Annotated in this window: 15 protein-coding genes; 2 read left to right on the plus strand and 13 right to left on the minus strand. The window is 46.8% G+C overall.

Going from position 1 to position 19654, the window contains the following annotated elements; translation table 11 throughout:
• From NO989_RS17540 to NO989_RS17595, 12 genes are all read right to left on the minus strand, one after another.
• A partial coding sequence (locus tag NO989_RS17540) for a DUF4158 domain-containing protein (protein ID WP_283633795.1) occupies nt 1–862 on the minus strand: 862 nt, incomplete at its 3' end.
• A 113-nt stretch (nt 863–975) separates the two neighbouring features.
• Entirely contained in the window at nt 976–1626 is a 651-nt protein-coding gene (locus tag NO989_RS17545; RefSeq protein ID WP_371342955.1) for a hypothetical protein, read from the minus strand.
• A gap of 178 nt (nt 1627–1804) precedes the next feature.
• Nucleotides 1805–2566, minus strand: coding sequence for an IS5 family transposase (locus NO989_RS17550; RefSeq protein ID WP_371342956.1), 762 nt, complete (start codon nt 2564–2566; stop codon nt 1805–1807).
• Nucleotides 2567–2680: 114 nt separating this feature from the next.
• A complete protein-coding gene (locus NO989_RS17555) occupies nt 2681–4474 on the minus strand; it encodes an AMP-binding protein (protein WP_278346423.1) in 1794 nt (597 codons plus the stop codon).
• Between the two features lie 19 nt (nt 4475–4493).
• Nucleotides 4494–6299 carry an acyl-CoA dehydrogenase C-terminal domain-containing protein gene (locus NO989_RS17560; protein WP_348670630.1) on the minus strand — a complete coding sequence of 602 codons (1806 nt, stop codon included), beginning with the start codon at nt 6297–6299 and terminating at the stop codon, nt 4494–4496.
• Nucleotides 6300–6325: 26 nt separating this feature from the next.
• A complete protein-coding gene (locus tag NO989_RS17565) occupies nt 6326–7525 on the minus strand; it encodes an acetyl-CoA C-acyltransferase (RefSeq protein ID WP_278346425.1) in 1200 nt (399 codons plus the stop codon).
• Between the two features lie 12 nt (nt 7526–7537).
• On the minus strand, nt 7538–8770 hold the full coding sequence (locus NO989_RS17570) for an acetyl-CoA acetyltransferase (RefSeq protein WP_278346426.1): 1233 nt from the start codon (nt 8768–8770) through the stop codon (nt 7538–7540).
• 1 nt (nt 8771) lies between these two features.
• Nucleotides 8772–9371, minus strand: coding sequence for a 2-hydroxychromene-2-carboxylate isomerase (locus NO989_RS17575; RefSeq protein WP_278346427.1), 600 nt, complete (start codon nt 9369–9371; stop codon nt 8772–8774).
• Nucleotides 9364–11067 (minus strand): class I adenylate-forming enzyme family protein, encoded by a 1704-nt coding sequence (locus tag NO989_RS17580; protein ID WP_272968592.1) that lies wholly within the window; start codon nt 11065–11067, stop codon nt 9364–9366. The genes NO989_RS17575 and NO989_RS17580 overlap by 8 nt, the downstream gene beginning before the upstream one ends.
• 5 nt (nt 11068–11072) lie before the next feature.
• The gene (locus NO989_RS17585; protein ID WP_272968593.1) at nt 11073–11999 is read right to left on the minus strand and encodes a nitronate monooxygenase family protein; all 927 of its coding nucleotides are present in this window, start codon (nt 11997–11999) and stop codon (nt 11073–11075) included.
• Between the two features lie 73 nt (nt 12000–12072).
• Nucleotides 12073–14439, minus strand: a complete 2367-nt coding sequence (locus NO989_RS17590) for a TonB-dependent receptor (RefSeq protein ID WP_283632123.1) — start codon at nt 14437–14439, stop codon at nt 12073–12075.
• 27 nt (nt 14440–14466) lie between these two features.
• Nucleotides 14467–15993, minus strand: a complete 1527-nt coding sequence (locus NO989_RS17595; protein WP_273016392.1) for a tannase/feruloyl esterase family alpha/beta hydrolase — start codon at nt 15991–15993, stop codon at nt 14467–14469.
• A 167-nt stretch (nt 15994–16160) separates the two neighbouring features.
• On the opposite strand from NO989_RS17595, the gene NO989_RS17600 reads away from it, so the two are divergent.
• The gene (locus NO989_RS17600; protein ID WP_278346429.1) at nt 16161–17114 is read left to right on the plus strand and encodes a helix-turn-helix domain-containing protein; all 954 of its coding nucleotides are present in this window, start codon (nt 16161–16163) and stop codon (nt 17112–17114) included.
• 131 nt (nt 17115–17245) lie between these two features.
• Nucleotides 17246–18190, plus strand: a complete 945-nt coding sequence (locus tag NO989_RS17605) for a helix-turn-helix domain-containing protein (protein WP_273016396.1) — start codon at nt 17246–17248, stop codon at nt 18188–18190.
• Nucleotides 18191–18192: 2 nt separating this feature from the next.
• On the opposite strand, the gene NO989_RS17610 is transcribed toward NO989_RS17605, so the two are convergent.
• Nucleotides 18193–19650, minus strand: a complete 1458-nt coding sequence (locus tag NO989_RS17610; RefSeq protein WP_371342957.1) for a carotenoid oxygenase family protein — start codon at nt 19648–19650, stop codon at nt 18193–18195.
• Nucleotides 19651–19654: the final 4 nt, after the last annotated feature.

Genomic DNA, 19654 nt, shown 5'->3' on the forward strand with positions numbered 1-19654 from the left:
GCTCTGTCAGGTGACATAGCAACCATAGATGCTGCTGTGCGCGTTTGAATCGTTTGAGTTTACTACCGTAATAGTTGATGAGCTCACCGAAGTGTTGTCGATTTTTAAGAGACAGATTAAGCCCATCGATAACGCCATTGATTTGCGTGCGCCATGGCGCTAACTGATGATAAAGGGCAAGCTCTTTTTTAAGTTCAGGTACGGTCAGACTTTTTGCACCGCCTCTGAGCTGGTTCAGGCTTAGTCCGTCATCAATGGCTGTTATGCTGTCCAGAAAGACGTGAAGTTCAGGACTGGTGAGTTGATTAAGTTGGTGCGCCAGGTCTTTTCTGACCTGCTGCATCGCTCTGCTTATCAGTCTCTGGAGTACGGTGTACCTAGGGATAGCAATGCTGTGACTGGTTAGGAATTCAATAGCAGTATCAAAGAGGTAACGCGGCTCCAGCCAGGCATTGCCCACCTGAACAAGGTGGTCGAAAAGAGAATTGAAGTGCTGACTTTCGTCCCATTTGTGATAACCAGCAAGGTCTAATACTTTTGCGTAGAGTCGATCTTTTTGTTTTTGTGAGGGAGTGAATGGTCTGAGCCCCTTGCCGCCAAGCAGCTCTTTACTGATGAACATTAAATCCTTAGAAACCTGCGAGTAAGCGATATCTAGGATGACGGGCTTTGATTTGAAGTATCCCAAAATCGCGACAAAGTAACATCTATGAGCTCTGAGACGAATTGACCGAAAAACTGCCAATTCCGCATCGTTCAGAGAAAAGTACAGACGTTGTTCTTCGATTGAAAAAATGGGTGGGGAATAAAGATCTGCCTGTTCTGCTCTCGTGAGAATAGTAATTTCGTTTTTGATGGCCATATCAGGGCTGTTCCGTATTAAATGTACGATATTTACCTAATTTGCCACACTTATAAGTAGTAACCCACCTCCGCAGCCATTTATTGGTGTGGTCTACAGAGGATTATGTCTTTTTAGAGGGGAAAATCCCTAGAACCCCCCATGTGCTTTTTCATTGATGCTTTTATAGCTGGGATCAAAGCCTCATGTTTTTCGTTAATTAAGTGGTAAAGCGCGTAGTAGCCTATTTCAACTTTATCATATCCCTGTAAAGGAAGGCTCTCTATTTCACCCAATAACAAATAATCGAGCTCACCTATCTTCATAAGCTTTTCAAGGGTCTTATATAATTCGTTGGGTTTGATTTGCGCAGAAGGAATAATCCCGAACTCATTTTCTAAGAGTCCGACATAGCCTCTGGTTGTATGCATCATATTTGATGGGTCCAAAAGCACATCGTGGTTACACGGTGATATGTTGCAATAGAGAAAAAGTTTAACGTGAGCAATCGGCCAATCTATTTTTAGAACACCTTTACGCTGTGCCTGATGTGAGCCGGCTACAAAAATGCCATCGAAATCCCCCTTTTCAAGGGAAAGAAATTGACGCTCGGCTGGGAGGGTTCCGAAGCGCAAATCGATATTCAGGTCTGTATATACTGCGGTGAAAAATTCCGCGTACTTAGCTGTAGAAGGATGGGATAAGTGGCCCAAATAAAATGTGGTAGAGAGGGCGTTTGTCGATAATGTAGATACCCAAAGCGCGAGCATTATTTTTTTAATCATAGGGTTACCAAAATCCATTTTTTACATGACAGAGTCTTCTGCAAGGTCACACTAGGTTACAGAATGATAAAAACCGCGACACACCATAATAGCTTTGCTGGCGCGTCGCATAAGTGCCTCTTTTTCAGAAAATGTTGTATGTGCTAGGGGCTGTTGTTCTTTGCTGTACATATTTCACTCAGCAATACATCGGTAGCCGCATCATTGAAAATGCCAGTGACACCATACTGGTATAATTCCTCGTCAATTTTTCATACCTCGTTGATATTGAACGATAATGTTTAATTCGTGCGAATGCATTTTCAACTAAGTGCCTATATTTATAAAGACACCAATCGACACTGTTTTTGTCTATATCTTGGCCATAATTGCGTTTCGGTATGACTGAAGTGCCTCCCTTGGCTTCAATATATTCCCGCAAAGAATCACTATCGTACCCTTTGTCGCTGACGAAAATATTTATTTCTTGCAAATGGTCAACCAAACTTTGAGCGCGAGTAATGTCGTTTCTTTGGCCTTCCGATAGCTCAAAATATATAGGAAGTCCGCCACTATCCACAGCCAAATGGATTTTCGTAGAATTACCTCCTCGGCTCTTACCTATGCATTCATTATCTGATGTCGCAGCACCTGTACTATGCTGATGGGCTTTAACAATTGAACCGTCCGCAAAAACCCAGTCATAATCAGCAAGTTTTGCTAACTCATTGAATAACATATTTAATAGACCTTTCTTTGACCACAAATTGAAGCGTCGATAAATGGCACTCCAGCCACCAAACTCTTTGAGTAAATCTCGCCAAGGGATACCAGTTCTCAGGCGGTAAAGTATTCCTTCAAAGGTCATTCTGTGTTCTTGTTTATTGTAAATGCGGCCAGTGCTCTTCATTATTTGAAGTAGCTTTTGCCACCGCTTATCAGTTAGCATTAGTCTTGGCATGGTATTGAGTTGTTAATTTATTTTTGGCGAAACGAATTATAGCGCTTTACCATGCCGGTCAAAAACTAATCACGAAAGATCAACAGGCCCTAGGGAGACAGCAAATAAGTCTCCCTAGTCAAATCTCAGGTAATGAAAAGTGGGCTCAACATTATATAATTGCTCTACTTCCTCTGCGCGACGTTTGAGAGCAACCTTCTGATTTATCGAGCCTTTATCTGACACTTCGGAGCTGCCTAGTACAACGGGTATTGCTGAAATTGCAAAGTGCTTTATGAACTCACTCACACCTCTATGCAGTGAGTTATATTCCTCGATATGTGCTCTGATTTCGACCCATTGAGACTCACCGATAGAGCCTTTAGGAATAGCAAGTACGCCAACGTTGTCGCGATTTTCACCACAAATCAGAACATCCACTACATACGGGGCCAACCGCTCAAGCAGACGAGTCCGAATCAGACCCGACCCTACCCATGTACCGCTGCTTAATTTAAATTCTTCGGCAATTCGACCATTAAACTTCAGACCAGCCGATGGCTCGCTGTCATCAATAAAATCGACGATATCGCCGGTACAATAATACCCCTCATCATCAAACATATCGTGCGTTGCATCCGGCTGATTCAAGTAACCAGGCGTGACCATCGGGCCTTTAATACGCAACTCATAACCAGTTGAATGTGGCACTAGCTTACTTACAGTACCTGGCAGCGGCAAACCGATACCAGGGTTTTCAGTGGGATAGTAGGCGGCAAAGCATCCGGTTGTAGTCTCTGTAGACCCGTACCCAGACGCAATCAGCACACGCTTTTTCGTGTATTGAATTGCCATTTCTTGCAACGCGGTATAGACCGGCGCTGCCAATGATGCGCCTCCAAACAACAGAACCCTACATTTTTCGAAAAACCGTCTGCCCAACTCAGGGCTCTGTGAAAATGCTTGCGTAAGTAGCGCAAAGCCAGCCGGTATATTAGTCAGGTATGAGGGGCGCAGTTCTGCAATATTGCGTATTGACTGCTCGAACATTCCAGGTAGCGGCTTGCCATTATCTATCCATATTGTGTACCCTAATACCCCCACAGATAACGTCACATATAGACCTGACACATGGCTCCAAGGCAGCCATTCCAACACGCCGTGCTGCCACAGTCCGGTACCCTCCATCATCCACTTTTGCTGCGCAACCGCTTGACACATCATTCGATTTGTATGCAACACAGCTTTCGGATTTCCCGTAGACCCCGAAGTAAGCATATAGGCCGTAACATCGTCAGCGGTTAGGCGCTCTGTCGCCCGCGCTAGTTCATCCGTCACTGGTGTATTAATAACATTTGCCAAAGGAATGAATGATGCGTCGATCGCCGAGTCGGCGCAAATTAGCTGGGCAGTTGGTGCGCAGGCTAGTACCGCTTCTTGAGCATGCTCACTCTGCGCAAAGATGAACCCCGGCTTTATTAGCCCTAATACGAAACGTAGCCTTTGGTAATCATCAGCAGCACCAAGCAAAGCATAACCTTCGCTTACCGGCACATATGGCGCTCCAATCGTTAGTGCCGCATGGCGAATAATTGCATGCTCAATCGAATTGTGTGAATTCACCATTATGGGAGTTTGCGCATCCGCACCATGTTCCAAAAACCATTGGGCAGCGCTATCTGCTTGACGCTTTAGGTCTGCATACGTAATGGTCTGCCAACTATCATCTGCTGTACGTTGCGCTAATGCAATCTGCGAAGGTACGTTAGCCACCGTTGCGTTAAACAAATCGATGAATCGTTCGTTATGCGACAGGCTTGGCACTGACGAAGCCAGCAATAGTGCACCGTCTTTTCGTTTTTGAAGACTAAAAGACCGGGGAGGAAAGTCGACGCTATGGTAAGGCACTGTAGAAGTTTGTACACGCATTGTTGTTGTCCTCTTTCGACTATGAATTGAGTTGCAAATCATCCGCATCCAGCCCCATCAATACTGATGCCCCAGATCGTAACGCCGCATTATGTGTATAAATGCGCGGCAAAATTCGTTTGAAGTAGAATTGCGCGGTATGTATTTTGGCACGATAGAAGCTTTCATCCAGGCAACCATCAGCCATTTTGTGTTCCGCAACACTGGCCATTCTTGCCCATAAATATGCCAACATCGCATACCCTGAGATCATCAAATAATCGTGCGCTGCGGCACCGACTTCGTCAGCGTCACCAACTGCCGAGTCGGCAACAGTGGCGGTGCACGACTGCCATATCTGTAAGGCTTCGTTCAGCGGCGCCACACACCAACACATAGATTGGTGGCGTTGCAGAGAACGAGCATAATCGAATAGACTTTTCAGTAACGGCTGCAGTAGTTTAGTGCGGCTGCCGAGCACCTTGCGGCCAAGTAAATCTAACGCCTGAATGCCAGTTGTACCCTCGTAAATAGTCGAAATCCGGCTATCTCGCACATTTTGCTCCATACCCAACTCTCGAATATATCCGTGCCCCCCCAATACTTGCAGGCCAAGATTAGCGGCTTCAACTCCCAGTTCGGTTAAAAACCCTTTACAGATTGGGGTAATCAGCGATAGCAGCTGCTCCGCCCCCTCTTTTGCTTTGGTATTTTCTGAGTATTCAGCGATGTCTAAATGTTGTGATGCAAAATAAACCAATGAGCGACTGCCTTCCGCAATAGCTTTAATGGTCATCAGCATGCGTCTCACATCGGGGTGAACAATAATCGGATCTGCCGGGCCAGTAGGGTTTTTTGTACCACTGAGAGAACGCATCGAAAGGCGTTCTTTGGCATACGGCAACGCTCCTTGATACGCTATCTCTGCATGTATCACCCCCTGCATCGCGGTGGTTATCCGTGCAAAGTTCATAAAGGTAAACATGCAGGCTAAGCCCTTGTTTGGCTCACCGATCAAGTACCCTTCAGCTTCTTCAAAATTCATCTCACAAGTTACGAAACCATGGACGCCCATTTTATGCTCTATGGAACCGCATCTTACTTGATTCCTTTGCCCGAGTTCTCCTGTCTGACTAGGCAATATTTTTGGAATAGCAAACAGTGACAAGCCTGCAGTACCGCTCGGAGCATCTTTTATACGAGCTAATACAATATGCACAATATTCTCTGCGACGTCGTGCTCTCCGCAAGAAATAAATGTCTTGGTGCCCGTGATGTTATAAGTGCCTTTAGAGTTCGCAACAGCCTTGGTACGCAGCTGTCCCAAATCGGAACCACAATGCGATTCAGTTAAGCACATTGTGCCTGTCCATTGTCCCGAGACGAGCTTGGGTAACAAGGTTTGTTGTTGCCACTTGGTGCCGTGTTTCATCAAGGTATTTATTGCCCCATGAGTCAGCCCCGGATAGCCACTCCAGGAAACACATGCTGCGCTTATCATCTCGCTTACAACCATGGATAACGATTCTGGTAAGCCTTGCCCTCCATACGCTTCAGGCACTGCCAGTAATGGCCATCCATTCGCAATATACTGTTGATAAGCCTCTTTAAAGCCGTCTGGTGTGGTAACGCCGTCGGGATGCCACTGGCATCCTTGTTCATCGCCGACGCGATTTAAAGGCGCGATGACTTGCTGCGAAAACTTCGCCGCCTCCACCATGATGGCATCGATGTCATCGCGGGTTAATGCAGATGACTTCGACAGGTTTTGGTAGTGCTGTTCGTAATGCAAAAGGTCATACAATACAAACTTTAGATCTTTTAGCGGCGCTTGATATGCAATCATTGTTTACTCCTAATAAAATGAGCGACTTAACAGCGCTCGATAAGCAATGCTGAGCCCATTCCGGTAGCTCCGCTAATTGCGACCAACCCCAATGATTTATCTCTACGCTCAAGTTCATCAAGCAGCGTAGCGATCAGAACTCCTCCTGTAGCGCCCATAGGGTGCCCTAAGGACATTGCTCCACCATTAACGTTGACGCTGTCATGATCGAGCTTGAAATCTTGTAAGAATTTTAGTGTTGGAGCAGCATAGGATTCGTTGTATTCAATTAAATCAATGTCGGGCATAGTGACGTTGCACTGATTCAGTAACATGCGCACCGCCGCGCTTGCTCCCGTTAAGACTTCCGTCACTGGGCCGCAGCACGAAGCATAACCAACGATCCTTGCTCTTGGTGAGCTACCTGACAAGTTTTGCACAGAATTGTTTCCCACCAACAGTAGTGACGCAGCGTCAACCATTGATGGTGCACTCGCTACCGTATGAAGGTGTTCAATAGAGCCGAGATGCGGATAGAATTGCAATAGAGCTTGGTCTATTCCTTGTGCGCCAAGCTCTTGAAAAAGAGGCTTTAACTGAGCTAATTGGGTAAGTGTGACATCACCGCGAACCCCTTCATCGCTGCTAACCACTTGCCCATCAGGCGTTTCAATTGGCACCACTGCGTGCTTGAAATATCCATGTTCCAACGCTCGCTGTGCGCGTTGCTGACTTTGCTGTGCAAGCAAATCTAAATCGTGACGAGTAAAGCCTTGCAAAGAAGCGACCAGATCAGCACCAATACCAATGGGCACTGAGCGTGTTTTCAATGATAATGCTGGCTCTAGCATCCATGCGGGTTTATCCGAAAAAGCGGCTACTCTTGACATTGACTCAACGCCGCCCGTCAACAACGCTGCGCACGCATTGGCTTGGATTCGTTCCGCGGCCAATCCCGTGGCGTCAAGAGATGAACTGCAAAAACGATTTATCGTTAGGGCTGGGATGTTGCCAGGTAAATTTGCGTACAACGCGCTTGCACGTGCAACATTACCCCCTTGCTCGCCGATCTGTGTGACGCAACCAAGCATTAAATCATCAATGGCTGCAATAGGGATAGACGTACGTTTAAGCAGTGCTGCATAGAGTTGATTTAATAGCTCAAGAGCGTGCACTTGGGCTAATGCACCTGTAGGCTTTGCTAGCCCTCGCGGCGTCCGTACCGCATCGTATATGTATGCTTCCATTAAAGACCCCTCCTATCTACCAATAATAAAACTGGCGCAGGTCGTTGCACTGCCACCAACGTTAAATGTTGCCATGTTGTTTGCCTTGACCAACTGACAAGCTCCCGCTTGGCCGGTTACTTGTTTGTAGCAATCAAGCATCATCCGTACCCCCGTAGCTCCAACTGGATGACCCAGACCGATCAAACCGCCACTAGGGTTGATTGGAAACTGTCCATCCATGGCTATTCGGCCATCGTCAATGGCTTGCCAGCTTTGGCCTGGGGCAGTAAGCCCCCAATGATCAATAGCCATGTATTCAGTGACCGTGAAACAGTCGTGTGTCTCGAGACCGTCGAGATCATTAACCGACAGCATTCCTGCTCGTTTGAGCGCGTCTTCGACCATGAGACGAACATGAGGAAAGATAAATGGTTGTTGCGCGCTGATACGCAGTTTTTCGGTAAGCAGCAGTGGCGCGCTACGATGGCCCCAGCCTTTGATATATGGGATCTCGTTTAACGATAAGCCGCGACCCTGTGCGTATACCCGTGCCGCACGTTCGCTAGCCAAAAAAATACACGCTGCGCCATCCGTGATCTGGCCACAATCCATTTTGCGCATACGACCTTCAATTAAAGGGTTCAGTTGATCGTTGTCACTAAAATGACCCGCTTCGATGGTCCAATTGCGAGACTGAGCAAAAGGGTTACGCGCAGCATTGTTGTAATTGATACGAGCGATTGTTTTCAAACTGTCGTAGTGCATGCCATAGCGTCTGTCATACTCCGCGGCGAGTTGATCAAACATGTGGGGCCAGGGGTAGTCACAATCTAGAGCTTCTTTTCCCGCCCATGTCGCTGCGCCTAGATACTCTGCCCCCACTTTGCCTGGTACATTGCGCATTAACTCTGCTCCAACTACACAGGCAAGCTCATAGTGCCCAGCTTGAATATCAGACATCGCAGCGAGCGCTGCCATTGAACCGGACGCACACGCAGCTTCATGCCGGCTGGTGGGAATATCGCGCAGTTCAGGGCTTACATGACCAAAAAAGCCCCCCATTAGTCCTTGTTGGCAGAATCGCTCGGCAACAAAATTACCTACATGCCCAACCTCGATTTGCTCAGGTTCAAGACCCGTTGCAATTAAGCCTTCAATGACCACTTCGCGAAACATATCAAAGAGTTCAAGCCCTTCTCGCGCCCAATTGCGCGTAAAGTCGGTTTGGGCGCCACCCAGAATATAAACCTTATTCGCGAGCATGCTATTGCTCCTTATTCAGTTCAGAAATTAGTGCATCTATCCGATCGCATCCCCAGAACAATGTCTTATCGAACACAAAGGTTGGGGCACCAAAAACACCCAACTGAATCGCTTCATCAGTCATGTTGGCTAACTGAGCTTTCCCAATCGCTAGTTGATCCGAATCACTAAGAACTTCACAAGAACCCACGGTATCCTGCAAAACTTGTTCAAGGACTGACTGGTGAGATACATCGCGTCCCGCAGCATAGACCTGCTCAAAAACACTGCGTGCAAAGGCCTGCGCTCGAGCAACAGACGTTGAGGCTAAAGCGTAGTAAACAGCCATTGCCAGATGTGCATTAAAAGGAAAGACTTTAGGTAACGTAAACGCAGTTCCCAAGCGTCTTGCCTCGCGCGACAAGTCTGCTAATAGATAACGCATTTTTGCAGATTCAACTCGCGGTACCTGATGTTGATGATGCGCAAAAACTTTACCGAGAGAGATGGGCCGCCATTGCAAACTAACCTGCTCAACTAATTCAAGTTCATTAAGTCGACTAAGTGCCAGCCACGAATAAGCTGATGAAAAGTCGAAGTAAAGTGCTATCTGTTTACACATGAGATTCACGCGCCACTAGCTCGGCTAATTCAAAACGTTGCACTTTCCCCATGGGATTGCGCGGCAATACGGTAAGCGTTTCGAGACGTTCTGGCATTTTGTATTTCGCCAACCCTGCTTGGGCCAAGTGTTCACATAACGCTTCAAGAGACGGTACATTGGCTGCGTTTTCAGGTACTACGCAAGCGCAGATGCGCTCCCCTAATCGTTCATCGTCATAAGCACACACGGCGACTTCCTTGACCGCTGGGTGTGCTGCTAACAATGCATCAATTTCGATCGGAGAAATTTTCATCCCACCTCGATTGATAATGTCCTTACAGCGCCCAACAATTTGGTAGTACAGCGCGGGATCACCACAAATTTCGACCATATCCCCTGTATGAAAGAATCCGTTTTCGTCGAAACACTCTGAATGGCTCAGGCTAAAGCTACGCTCGAAATAGCCATCAAAAATCGTTGGCCCTGCAATGAGTAGTTCTCCGGCGCGCCCAGGTTGCGTAATTTCTTCGTTGGTTTCGGTGTCAACGACTTTGGTTTTAGCAAACTCATACACTGCACCGCGCCAAGGCACATTGGGTGACCCTAGCCGCGGAAAATAGATGGCTCGTTGCTCTGGGAGCGGGCTTGTTTCCGTGGTCGACAACAAGCAAATCCCCTCATTTGAGCCATAAAAGTTAATGACCTCTACACCGTAATCTTGCGAGAATGTCTCTACCATCCAAGGTGCCAAAGGCGCAGATCCTGAACCAATTCTGCGTAAAGCGCTAAAGTCAAACTGTTGCCAAGTGGCTTGAGACTTAGCCAGTTGGTTTAGCAGCGGTGGTGGGGCGATGGTAAAATTGATGCCTTCATCTTGAAGTTGTAAGAGATAAATCTGCGGATCGAGCGGGTGATGTAAATATAACGTCCCGGCCATCAAAATTGACGGATACAAAAAACCACCGATTGCCGCCATATTAATAAGAGGAAAGGGGTTCAGCAAACGATCACCAGGGCGATAGTCGCAAGCATCAACCTCTGCCGCTGTTGTCGCAAGCCACATATTATGAGAACGAGGCACACCTTTTGGGGTTCCAGTGGTTCCTGATGTCCAGCAAATAGTAATTATTCGGTTAGCATTGTCTAGCTCCTCGCCCTGAGTCGATTGCAAGCGGCGCAACGCATCTAAATTTGAGGTCTGAGTAGCGTCCAATATCCGATAGGACGCTTCTTTTGGTCCGTAGTAGCAGAGTACATCGAATCCAAGTTGCTCAGCATTATTGGCCAGATCATAGTCTCGAAACGTTTGTGTGGTAATAAACCACTTAGTATTGAGCGTAGCAGCGATATTGGTTAGCTCATGCTTGCCATATTGAATTGGTACTGGTGACAAGATGGCCCCAATCTTACTGGCCGCGTAATAAGTAATGACCAACTCAACAATGTTCGGTAGTTGAACGATTAGCTTGTCATCAGTCTTTACTCCGTATGCGAGCAATTGCTGTGCAATTCGGTCAGATTCAATAGCAAGAGTTTGATAGTCAATTCGCCTAGCATCCTGACCAGTTAACGCGTTACGATTCGGTTGATCCGCCACGGCAAGGCGCTCAGGAAATTCATCAACTGCCTTCGCTAATAGACTGTGTAGGGTTTCATGACCCCACCAACCTTTTTCGGTGTATTCGTCAATACGTGATTGTGGTGAAGTAATCATAGTAATTATCCATTATTCTGTTTGGTGCTTTGGTAATCTTGATGGAGCTTTTTGACAACATCGGCAACGGATTGGATGCTATTGATAGCGCCAACACCTTGCCCTGCAGCCCATATATCGCGCCAACGTTTACGGTCATCAGCAGCTTTAGCCAAATCAATTTCGCCAGCTTGAGGCATATTCTGTGGGTCATAACCAGCTTGCGCCAAACTTTGCCGCAACCAATTGGCCTTCACGCCTGTGATGGCATCTGAACACACAATGTCATCCGCACCCGCTTCAACAATCATTTGCTTGTAGGGCACAACGGCCATGCTTTCTTCGGTCGGAATAAAGCGAGTGCCCATATAGACGTAATCTGCACCCAGCACTTCTGCGGCACGAATACTGCGCCCGGTGGTTATTGCACCTGACAAGATAATTTCACCATCCCAAAAGGTGCGCACTTCATCGACAAATGCAAAAGGAGAAATTTGCCCCGTGTGACCACCGGCTCCGCTGCACAATAATGCCAAACCGTCTACGCCAGTTTCAGCTGCCTTTCGCGCGTAAGCGGGAGTGTTTACATCTGCATATATTTTGCCCCCGTAAGCATGAACTTTATCAACTGCTTGGCGAGGGCTGCCCAACGCACAGATAACCACTGGAGCGCGGTATTTTATTGCCAACTCTAAATCTTGCTGCCAGCGCGGATTGGAACGATGCATGATCAAGTTAATCGCCCACGGTGCGGCGTTTGGGTCAGCATCAAGCGCGGTAGAAATCCTGAGCAACCAATCCTCTAGTTGCTCAACCGTCCGTGCATTAGGTGTTGGAAACGATCCAACAATTCCGCTACGACAAGCTGCGATTACCATCTCAGGGCCAGAGATTAGAAACATCGGCGCTTGAATAACCGGCAAGACTAAGTCAGATTTATCGAGTTGCTTCATAAAAGATGCTGTCCCTTATTGAAGTCAGAAGGTGGCAAGTTGCTGCCCGCAACATGCAGGCAGCTACCATCAACTAGAAGTTATAAACCAATTCAACCCCATAGGTCCGAGGGATTGAGTCGAACCGCAGATAAGAGCCAAAGATGTTTCGGTCAACATAAGGGCTGTATTCGTCGGTTAGATTGCGGCCCCACAAGGAAACCTCCCAGGTGTAGTCGTAGGACATTAAGCTCACGCGTGCATTAACGTTTGAGACGCTGTCAACGTAGCCGAAGCTGATGACATCGCCATTTGCTAAGGTGCGCGTTTTTTCCTCTTGGTTGTTACTGTCGATGTAGCGATCACCGGTGTAGGAGTAGTCCACCCGAAACCTTAATTCGGCGTCAATCGCATCGATGGGAAAATAATACTGGCCACCTATATTAAATGTAGTGTCCGGCGCGCCAGCTAATCGAGCGCCAGATAAGTCAATAACGTTGCCATCTTGGTCGGTTCCGCCACCTGGAAATGACACAAACTCGGCATCGAGCAGGCCAAATGACGAGGTCACTCTAAAGTTATCCGACAGTTGCGCCACTAGCTCGATTTCTAAACCTTTGGTATCTACTTCAGAGGCATTACCAATGATTGCGGCCCCTGCTACTGATCCGCTGTTTTCCAAGAACTGCTGTACCTGGTAGTCGTCGTAATTAGCGCTGAATACGGAGGCCGTATAGGTTAAGTTACGACCAAATGCAGACCCTTTAACACCAACCTCATGGCTGACTACGGTTTCTTTGTCGAACTCCAATCCCAAAGCAAACTGGCTAGTGGTGATGAAATCAACGTTGAAACCGCCACTTTTATACCCAGAAGAAGCTCGGTAATAGAAATTCGTTTCGTCATTCAGCGCATACAACAAACTGACTTCAGGCGAGAAGTGCTTGTCGGTACGTTCGTCTTGATAGTCGCCATTGTAGAAGTTGAAAGCCGCGTTAAGTGTTACTCCCACACCTAGCACATCAGACGCAGAGTCACTGGTGTCCGACATCCAATCAACCGTTTTCTTTTCATGCGAATAACGAGCACCAAAGCCTAGAGTCCACTTTTCAGTCAAATCATACGTACCGTTTACATACGCAGCGTATGTCCGCGTATCAACCACACCATGTGTGTTAAGTACGTCAAAGTCATCTCCCGGATACTCCAAAGTACCACTGGTATAGAACGGATGTGTTGGGTCGCGATGGCCTACGGCGTTGCGGGTGCTTTCGCCTTTTTGGTCATAAAAATACAATCCCAATACATATTGGAGCTCACCTTCACTCGGTGAAATATACTGAAACTCTTGTGAAAGTTGACGATACTCATCGGTGTAATCAAGCTCTGCATTACCATTGATACCAAATGCAAACCCGACCGTAACAGGTGTGCCAGGTAACATCCCTGCGACATAAGAAATCCCTGCATCGAGATCGCCTTGGTAGCGACTGTATGTGTCACGCAGCGCTGAAATAGATTTGACCATGCCACCATTTAACAGATCCCAATCGACCGTCACAGCACCACCTTTTAACTCGCGATCTTCAATAGGTTCAAACTCATTGATAGCAGTGTATTGGTCTGTCGTTGGAGTCAGTGTTCCCAATGGGCTCGCAAAGGCACTTCCTGTGTAAGGGGCTCGCTCAGTATCCATTCCATCTAGGGCAATATTTATATCTACGCGGTCGGTTAGTATTGACTTCAGTTGTAATCGGTAACTCAAACTATCTTGTTCGCCGATAGAAGAACTTGTTGGCAGGTTATCGACATACCCATCGCGAGTTTGTTTGTTAACAGAAAGTTTGGCAAACGTTGAGTCACTTAGTGGTACGTTGACTGACGCTGCAATACGGCGGGAAGCGTAATTGCCGATATCGACTTTTACTTTGCCAGAAAATTCCTCATCCGGCGCTTTAGTAATCATACTAATTGCACCTGCAACGGTGTTTTTGCCAAACAAAGTTCCCTGCGGCCCTCGTAATACTTCGATACGCTCTACATCAAGAATGTCTTGATTTGTGGCAGGCGATTGCCCCATATATACCCCGTCGACATAAACACCGACCCGAGAATCAAACCCAATGTTGCGACTCGACGAACCAACTCCGCGAATAGTGATGTTGGTTTTATAACTACTGCCTTTGGACATTTGCAAATTCGGAATGTACTCATCCATTTCTTGTAATTCGCGCAAACCGGTTTGCTCAATGGCCTTTTCGTTCATTGCAGCTACCGATACAGGCACTTCTTCTAAGTTCTTTACCCTTTTTTGCGAGGTAACGATGATTTGTTCGATTCCTTCGCCTTTGTTTTGCGGCTGTGCCAGCGCATTTTGAGTTCCACCTAACAGCGCCACGGCAACTGACGCTGCTACGATAGTAGGGTTTCCTAACCGGTTATTGCGTATTTTTGTAGTCATAATATGTGTTACCCACTAGTTTCGAGTTCATTGACATTGATAAGATTCAGCACTGTCTTTTTGCTTACCCACCAATACTGTTTGTTGTGGGAACGAGCAAATCCTGCGTTGTCTGGTGCTTTCTGAAGTCGTTTGATGTACATCCAAATAATTGGGAGCTTGGCCGCTCTCAACCCATTGGTCTATTAATGCAACCGGGTTAAACTCATCCGGTGCATGTCCTGGCAATTCCCAACAATGCCCGTGTCCTGGCACCATAAAGAATCGAGTACTCTGTTTTGACAGTACGCTTGGTGTCGTATTGAGCACCTCTACCGCGTATTGCTTAGCTCTTTCTGGCAAAATAAGTGGGTCTGATAACCCATGAAAATACAACAGCTTGCCCCCAGAGTTAGCAAAATCTGACAAGTCTGTTTGAGTGGCATCAAGGTTTTCACCCGCGGCGAGAATCCGAGCCATCTCTTGCTCCAAATTAAGCTGATGAAAGTCGAGCGTCTGTTCTGGAAGGAGTTGATAGACAATTCTAAGGTAGCCCAATGCAGCGCGCTCACCCCACCCCCAAGATTCGCCATTGCCGGTTACCCAAATTGCCCACAAATGTTCTGAACCGGGAGGCAACCCCGCGAAGACTTGCTTGCCGTCTAAATGAGCTCCTTGATAGAGACGTTCAATTGCATATAGTTCTGACTCAGTAAAACAGGTGCCTGCGGCGTTCTCGGTGCCACACTGCAAGTGCGCCAATTTGGGTTTACATAATTGCGGTTGATTGATGATACCGTCATGCAAACCATCCAGCGCATCGCATTGAGCGAGCACTTGTTTAGCAAGAAATGGCAGCTTTTTAGCATCGATAACAGGCTGTAGATTTTTGTCCCGAGTGGTTTGCAAGAGCCACAATCCATGCACCCCGGCGTTACCAGAGAGGTCCATAATAGCCCCTCCAGCAGCAATCCCATCAAATAAATCTGGGTAGTGTTGTGCGGCATATAAACCTAACCGTCCACCATTCGAACACCCCGAAAAGTAAGTATGTTTAGGTCTTTTTTGCCATGCGGTTTGCAACATATTTTGTGCCACCGCTACTGTCAATGGCATCCATGCCCCAGCAAATAAACGAAGTAACTCCGGGTTTCCGATTGCCCATTGTGTATCCCAACTTGCTCCTTGGTGGCCACTATCTGTAGTTATCGCCGCAAAGCCGTCTTTCAATGCGGCATTGATTGAATTTGACATACCGGGTTTATCAGCGAGCACTGTGCCACAAAAGCCGCCGCAGCCAGCTACAACTAATTTGTGATTCCAGCGCGCCGGGACCCGCAGAACAAACCCGATCGTTTCGGCAATTCCACCCTCAATATGGCAGTAGGCCGGCATGTCATGCTGCAGCTCAACCCATGAGGAAAGCGCAACATTTACATCCATACCATCGGAGGTGTATGACCCAAGTATAGTTGCGCAAGAAACACTACTCGTTTCGTTTAGCGCAGACTCCGCCCCTTCAGCTAGCGCCGCGGCGAAGAAAAATGCTACCAATACAAGTGAAATTGAGTACATAAATGTAAATCAGTTGTTACTTTCATAACAAGACCTTAAAATAATAGGTATGTTTATGCAAGTATAAAAGTTAAAAAAGATTTTGCCGACAGGGTTTGTTGAATCAGGTAGTTAACATATGCTTAACGTCACACGTCCAATCTTTTCAGATCCGCCTGTGGGGCTCTATGAAAACGGAAAATGAAGCCATGAGTGAAACATTCAGAACCAAAGCAAGCTCGATAAATCGAGCGCTCGATCAAATTGGAGATAAATGGTGTTTAGTGATTTTGCAGGAAATATTCTGGGGAATTCGAACATTTAATGAATTGCTTAACGCCAGTGGAATGTCGAGAGGTGTTTTGTCTAACCGCTTAAAATGGCTGCAAAAAGTGGACTGTTTACGCAAACTCGTACCGCCAGACAACCCAAGACGCCCTACCTACCACTTAACGACTAAATCGACAGAAATATATAGCCTCGCATTGATGGCGACCGCTTGGGAAAATCGTTTTTTTGCTCATAAGGGCATTCGGCGTTTAGTGTTGACTCATCAAGTTTGCCAACAAACATTTACCCCACAATTGTGCTGCGTAAAATGCGACAAAGAAGTACAAGCAAAAGATGTTACCTACCGCCCCGGTCCTGGTTTTCAACTAGATGATAGAGCCAAAAAAGTGCGCCGCAGGTCTAGTGTGGAAACGACTTTAGGACCGAATAGCCTGAACCCCTACTTGAACTTAATCGACATTATTGGAGATCGCTGGACTGCCAATGTCATAGCGCTTGCTTATCATGGTTTTAAACGTTTTGACCAGTTTCACGCAGAATTGCCAATCGCGACAAATTTACTTTCTGACCGCCTGAAATACTTGGCGAACAAAGACATTTTTATTCCAGTACCTTACCAAAAAAAACCAGTTCGATACCATTACCACCTATCTGAAAAAGGATTAGCAATGTTTCCATTTTTCATTGCACTTTTACAGTGGGGCGACAAGTGGTGTAGTGATGAGACAGGTGCACCTGTCATTACCAACCATACCCCGTGTCAACACGATCTGTTCGCAGTTGTCAGGTGTAGTCATTGTCAACGCGATATTAACCCAAAAGAAGTGACGTTTGAGTGGATTGAACATTAGATTAACATTGAGATGACGGGTCAGTGGCACTAGCTCAAACCTTTATTTCATATAGCTTCCACCAGATCACTTGCATTAAGCTACTTATGAATGCACACTATTATGTATCTATTCTTAGGGTCTAATTTGCGGTGCAATCTGAACGCTCCAACTCCTCGTCGAAAACAAAAAAACTGATTAAAACTTGCTCAATATGGCGCGCGCTTGAAATCGTTGGTGACACACCAACGCTGCTCATATTAGAAGCATATTGGCTCGGTGAGCGGCGGTTTGACGGTTTTTGCAAGCAAACAGGGTTACTAAAAACTGTCGTGAGCGATCGCTTAAAGCGCCTAATCAACAATAACTGCTTAGTAAAAATAGCTTATTGTGAGCGCCCTCGACGTTACGAATACAAAGCAACGGAACAACTTATAGACTTTCATCCACTTGCACTAGCAATGCTACATTGGGAACGAACGTGGAACAGAAAGCCAGGCAAAATATCCGTTACCCTCACCCATAAGCATTGTGGCAATGAAACCAACCCAATTCCGGTTTGTAAGTGTTGCCGTACGCCTATTGATCCTCGCCAGGTTGCCTGGAAAACAGGCCCTGGGGTTGGCTATATGGAGGCTGAGTACAGCCGTCGCCGCCGCCAGTCAGCGGCCACAGAACACGACACCCGATTGTTTGATGAAATAATTCAAGTGATCGGAAACCGTTGGGCGACGTTAATCTTGCGATCATTGTTCAGTGGCATCAATCAATATCAAGAAATCTTGCAAGATACTGCCATGGCAACCAATATTCTCTCGGATCGATTGGCTGAGCTTTGCCAAAATGAGTTAGTGGTAAAAATACCAGTGCCGGAAGACTCACGCAAAGTTCAGTACAAACTAACTGAGAAAGGCATGTCCATCTACCCAATACTATTGACGCTATTGCAATGGGGTGACAGGTGGCGGCCGGCACCAGAAGGGCCACCATTATTATTGACGCATACTACTTGCGGTAACCCACTCGAGCTTGAGATGGCTTGCTCGGTTTGCGACACCGAAATGTTGCCAGCAGATACTCAGTATCGCTGGCAATAACCTTACTCTGGCCATGTTGCAATTTGGCTGGGTTTCATCCAACAGGCATGAAATCCAGGTGGTACACGTTCAGGCAATGTGATTCTCGCTACTGGCCCACTGCCGATATTTTGTGCATCAAACACCTGCAGTTGCTGCGTTTTATTGCCATCATTCCAACAAAAAATGATTACGTAGCCATCATCCTCGGCCTTGGCATTATCTTTTGGTGCAAACCATGGCTCGCTATACCAACAATTCTCTGGCCCATCGCTCCAATCGGCTTCTGACTCACCCGTTAAGGTGTTCATTTTTCGCAATCCAGTCCAACGCAACATACGGGGATCGTGGTCAACTAAGTAGGCAAACTGAGAGCGAACCCCGGTATATGAACTATTTAAACCGGGAAACTCTACATTATGCTCTGAGTTTAAACAGTGCTCATGGGTTGCTCCGGTTTTTAGATTCATTCGGTAGCACCACAAACGAGCATCCATTTGCAATGTTGCAATCATCTTTGCAGTGCGCTCTTCGTCTATTGAGCCATCAGCCTTCTTCGCCGGCATATAGCGACACGCCACCATGACCACTTCATCACCCTCTTCCCAACTGTTCACCACATGGTAAAGAAAGCAAGATGAGAACTCGAACCAGCGTATTGTATCTGACTTGCCAAAACGCGGAATAACACCAAATCGAATTGGCAACGATGAGTCGAAACGAATTTTGTGCCTTCCAGCTCGTAAAGCATCTTCGTCATGATACACAGGAACATCATGCAAAATTGAATAATTGGTCGTGACGCCCATGTCATGCATGAGTCGATCTCCCGGCAATTCAATCGGTACATGATGAACCAATTCACCCGCTTTATTCACGACCCCATAACTCATATGCGGTTTTTCGGTGAAATAATCAAAATACATTAAGTCACCGGTTCGTTCGTCCACTTTTACGTGTGCCGACATACCTTTACCATGCCCAGCTAAATACTCTGGCGCCGCACGAACTGTGCTAAGTGAAATCGGGTCGACAATATATGGCGTACCCGCCAAGTACCAACTGGCAACCGCATAGCCAGCATGACCGATAACGTCGGTATTGGCGGCATCATTCATCGGTTTGTCGCGGGAGTCCTTTACGGTATTCATTACTCCCCAATGCACTTCTTCTCCAGCCGCATCGTTCTTAAGCCAACCTTCGGTTCGTATCCAGCGGTTTCGATAGACCACTTTTCCGTTTGAAAAGCACGCAGAGTGAATCATACCGTCACCGTCGAAATAGTGATGACTCCCTTTGGGTTCAAAACGTGGGTTTGGTCCATTGCGCAAGTAAACGCCGCTTAGATCTTGCGGAATTTTCCCTTCCACTGGTAGGTCTTGCTGGGTCTGTTCAGTGGCAATTGGCGCATAATTACCAGTAATCTGCGGCCCATGATTCAAACCAAACGGGGCTTCAACGTTCGATATATATTCACTCATAAAA

The organism is Alteromonas sp. DY56-G5 (assembly GCF_041414725.1).
GTDB classification, from domain to species: Bacteria; Pseudomonadota; Gammaproteobacteria; order Enterobacterales; family Alteromonadaceae; genus Alteromonas; species Alteromonas macleodii.

Excerpts from the sequence above, each read along its gene's own strand:
- NO989_RS17545 (WP_371342955.1), bottom strand. The coding sequence starts at position 1,626 with ATGATTAAAAAAATAATGCTCGCGCTTTGGGTATCTACATTATCGACA.
- NO989_RS17550 (WP_371342956.1), bottom strand. The coding sequence starts at position 2,566 with ATGCCAAGACTAATGCTAACTGATAAGCGGTGGCAAAAGCTACTTCAA.
- NO989_RS17555 (WP_278346423.1), bottom strand. The coding sequence starts at position 4,474 with ATGCGTGTACAAACTTCTACAGTGCCTTACCATAGCGTCGACTTTCCT.
- NO989_RS17560 (WP_348670630.1), bottom strand. The coding sequence starts at position 6,299 with ATGATTGCATATCAAGCGCCGCTAAAAGATCTAAAGTTTGTATTGTAT.
- NO989_RS17565 (WP_278346425.1), bottom strand. The coding sequence starts at position 7,525 with ATGGAAGCATACATATACGATGCGGTACGGACGCCGCGAGGGCTAGCA.
- NO989_RS17570 (WP_278346426.1), bottom strand. The coding sequence starts at position 8,770 with ATGCTCGCGAATAAGGTTTATATTCTGGGTGGCGCCCAAACCGACTTT.
- NO989_RS17575 (WP_278346427.1), bottom strand. The coding sequence starts at position 9,371 with ATGTGTAAACAGATAGCACTTTACTTCGACTTTTCATCAGCTTATTCG.
- NO989_RS17580 (WP_272968592.1), bottom strand. The coding sequence starts at position 11,067 with ATGATTACTTCACCACAATCACGTATTGACGAATACACCGAAAAAGGT.
- NO989_RS17585 (WP_272968593.1), bottom strand. The coding sequence starts at position 11,999 with ATGAAGCAACTCGATAAATCTGACTTAGTCTTGCCGGTTATTCAAGCG.
- NO989_RS17590 (WP_283632123.1), bottom strand. The coding sequence starts at position 14,439 with ATGACTACAAAAATACGCAATAACCGGTTAGGAAACCCTACTATCGTA.
- NO989_RS17595 (WP_273016392.1), bottom strand. The coding sequence starts at position 15,993 with ATGTACTCAATTTCACTTGTATTGGTAGCATTTTTCTTCGCCGCGGCG.
- NO989_RS17600 (WP_278346429.1), top strand. The coding sequence starts at position 16,161 with ATGAAAACGGAAAATGAAGCCATGAGTGAAACATTCAGAACCAAAGCA.
- NO989_RS17610 (WP_371342957.1), bottom strand. The coding sequence starts at position 19,650 with ATGAGTGAATATATATCGAACGTTGAAGCCCCGTTTGGTTTGAATCAT.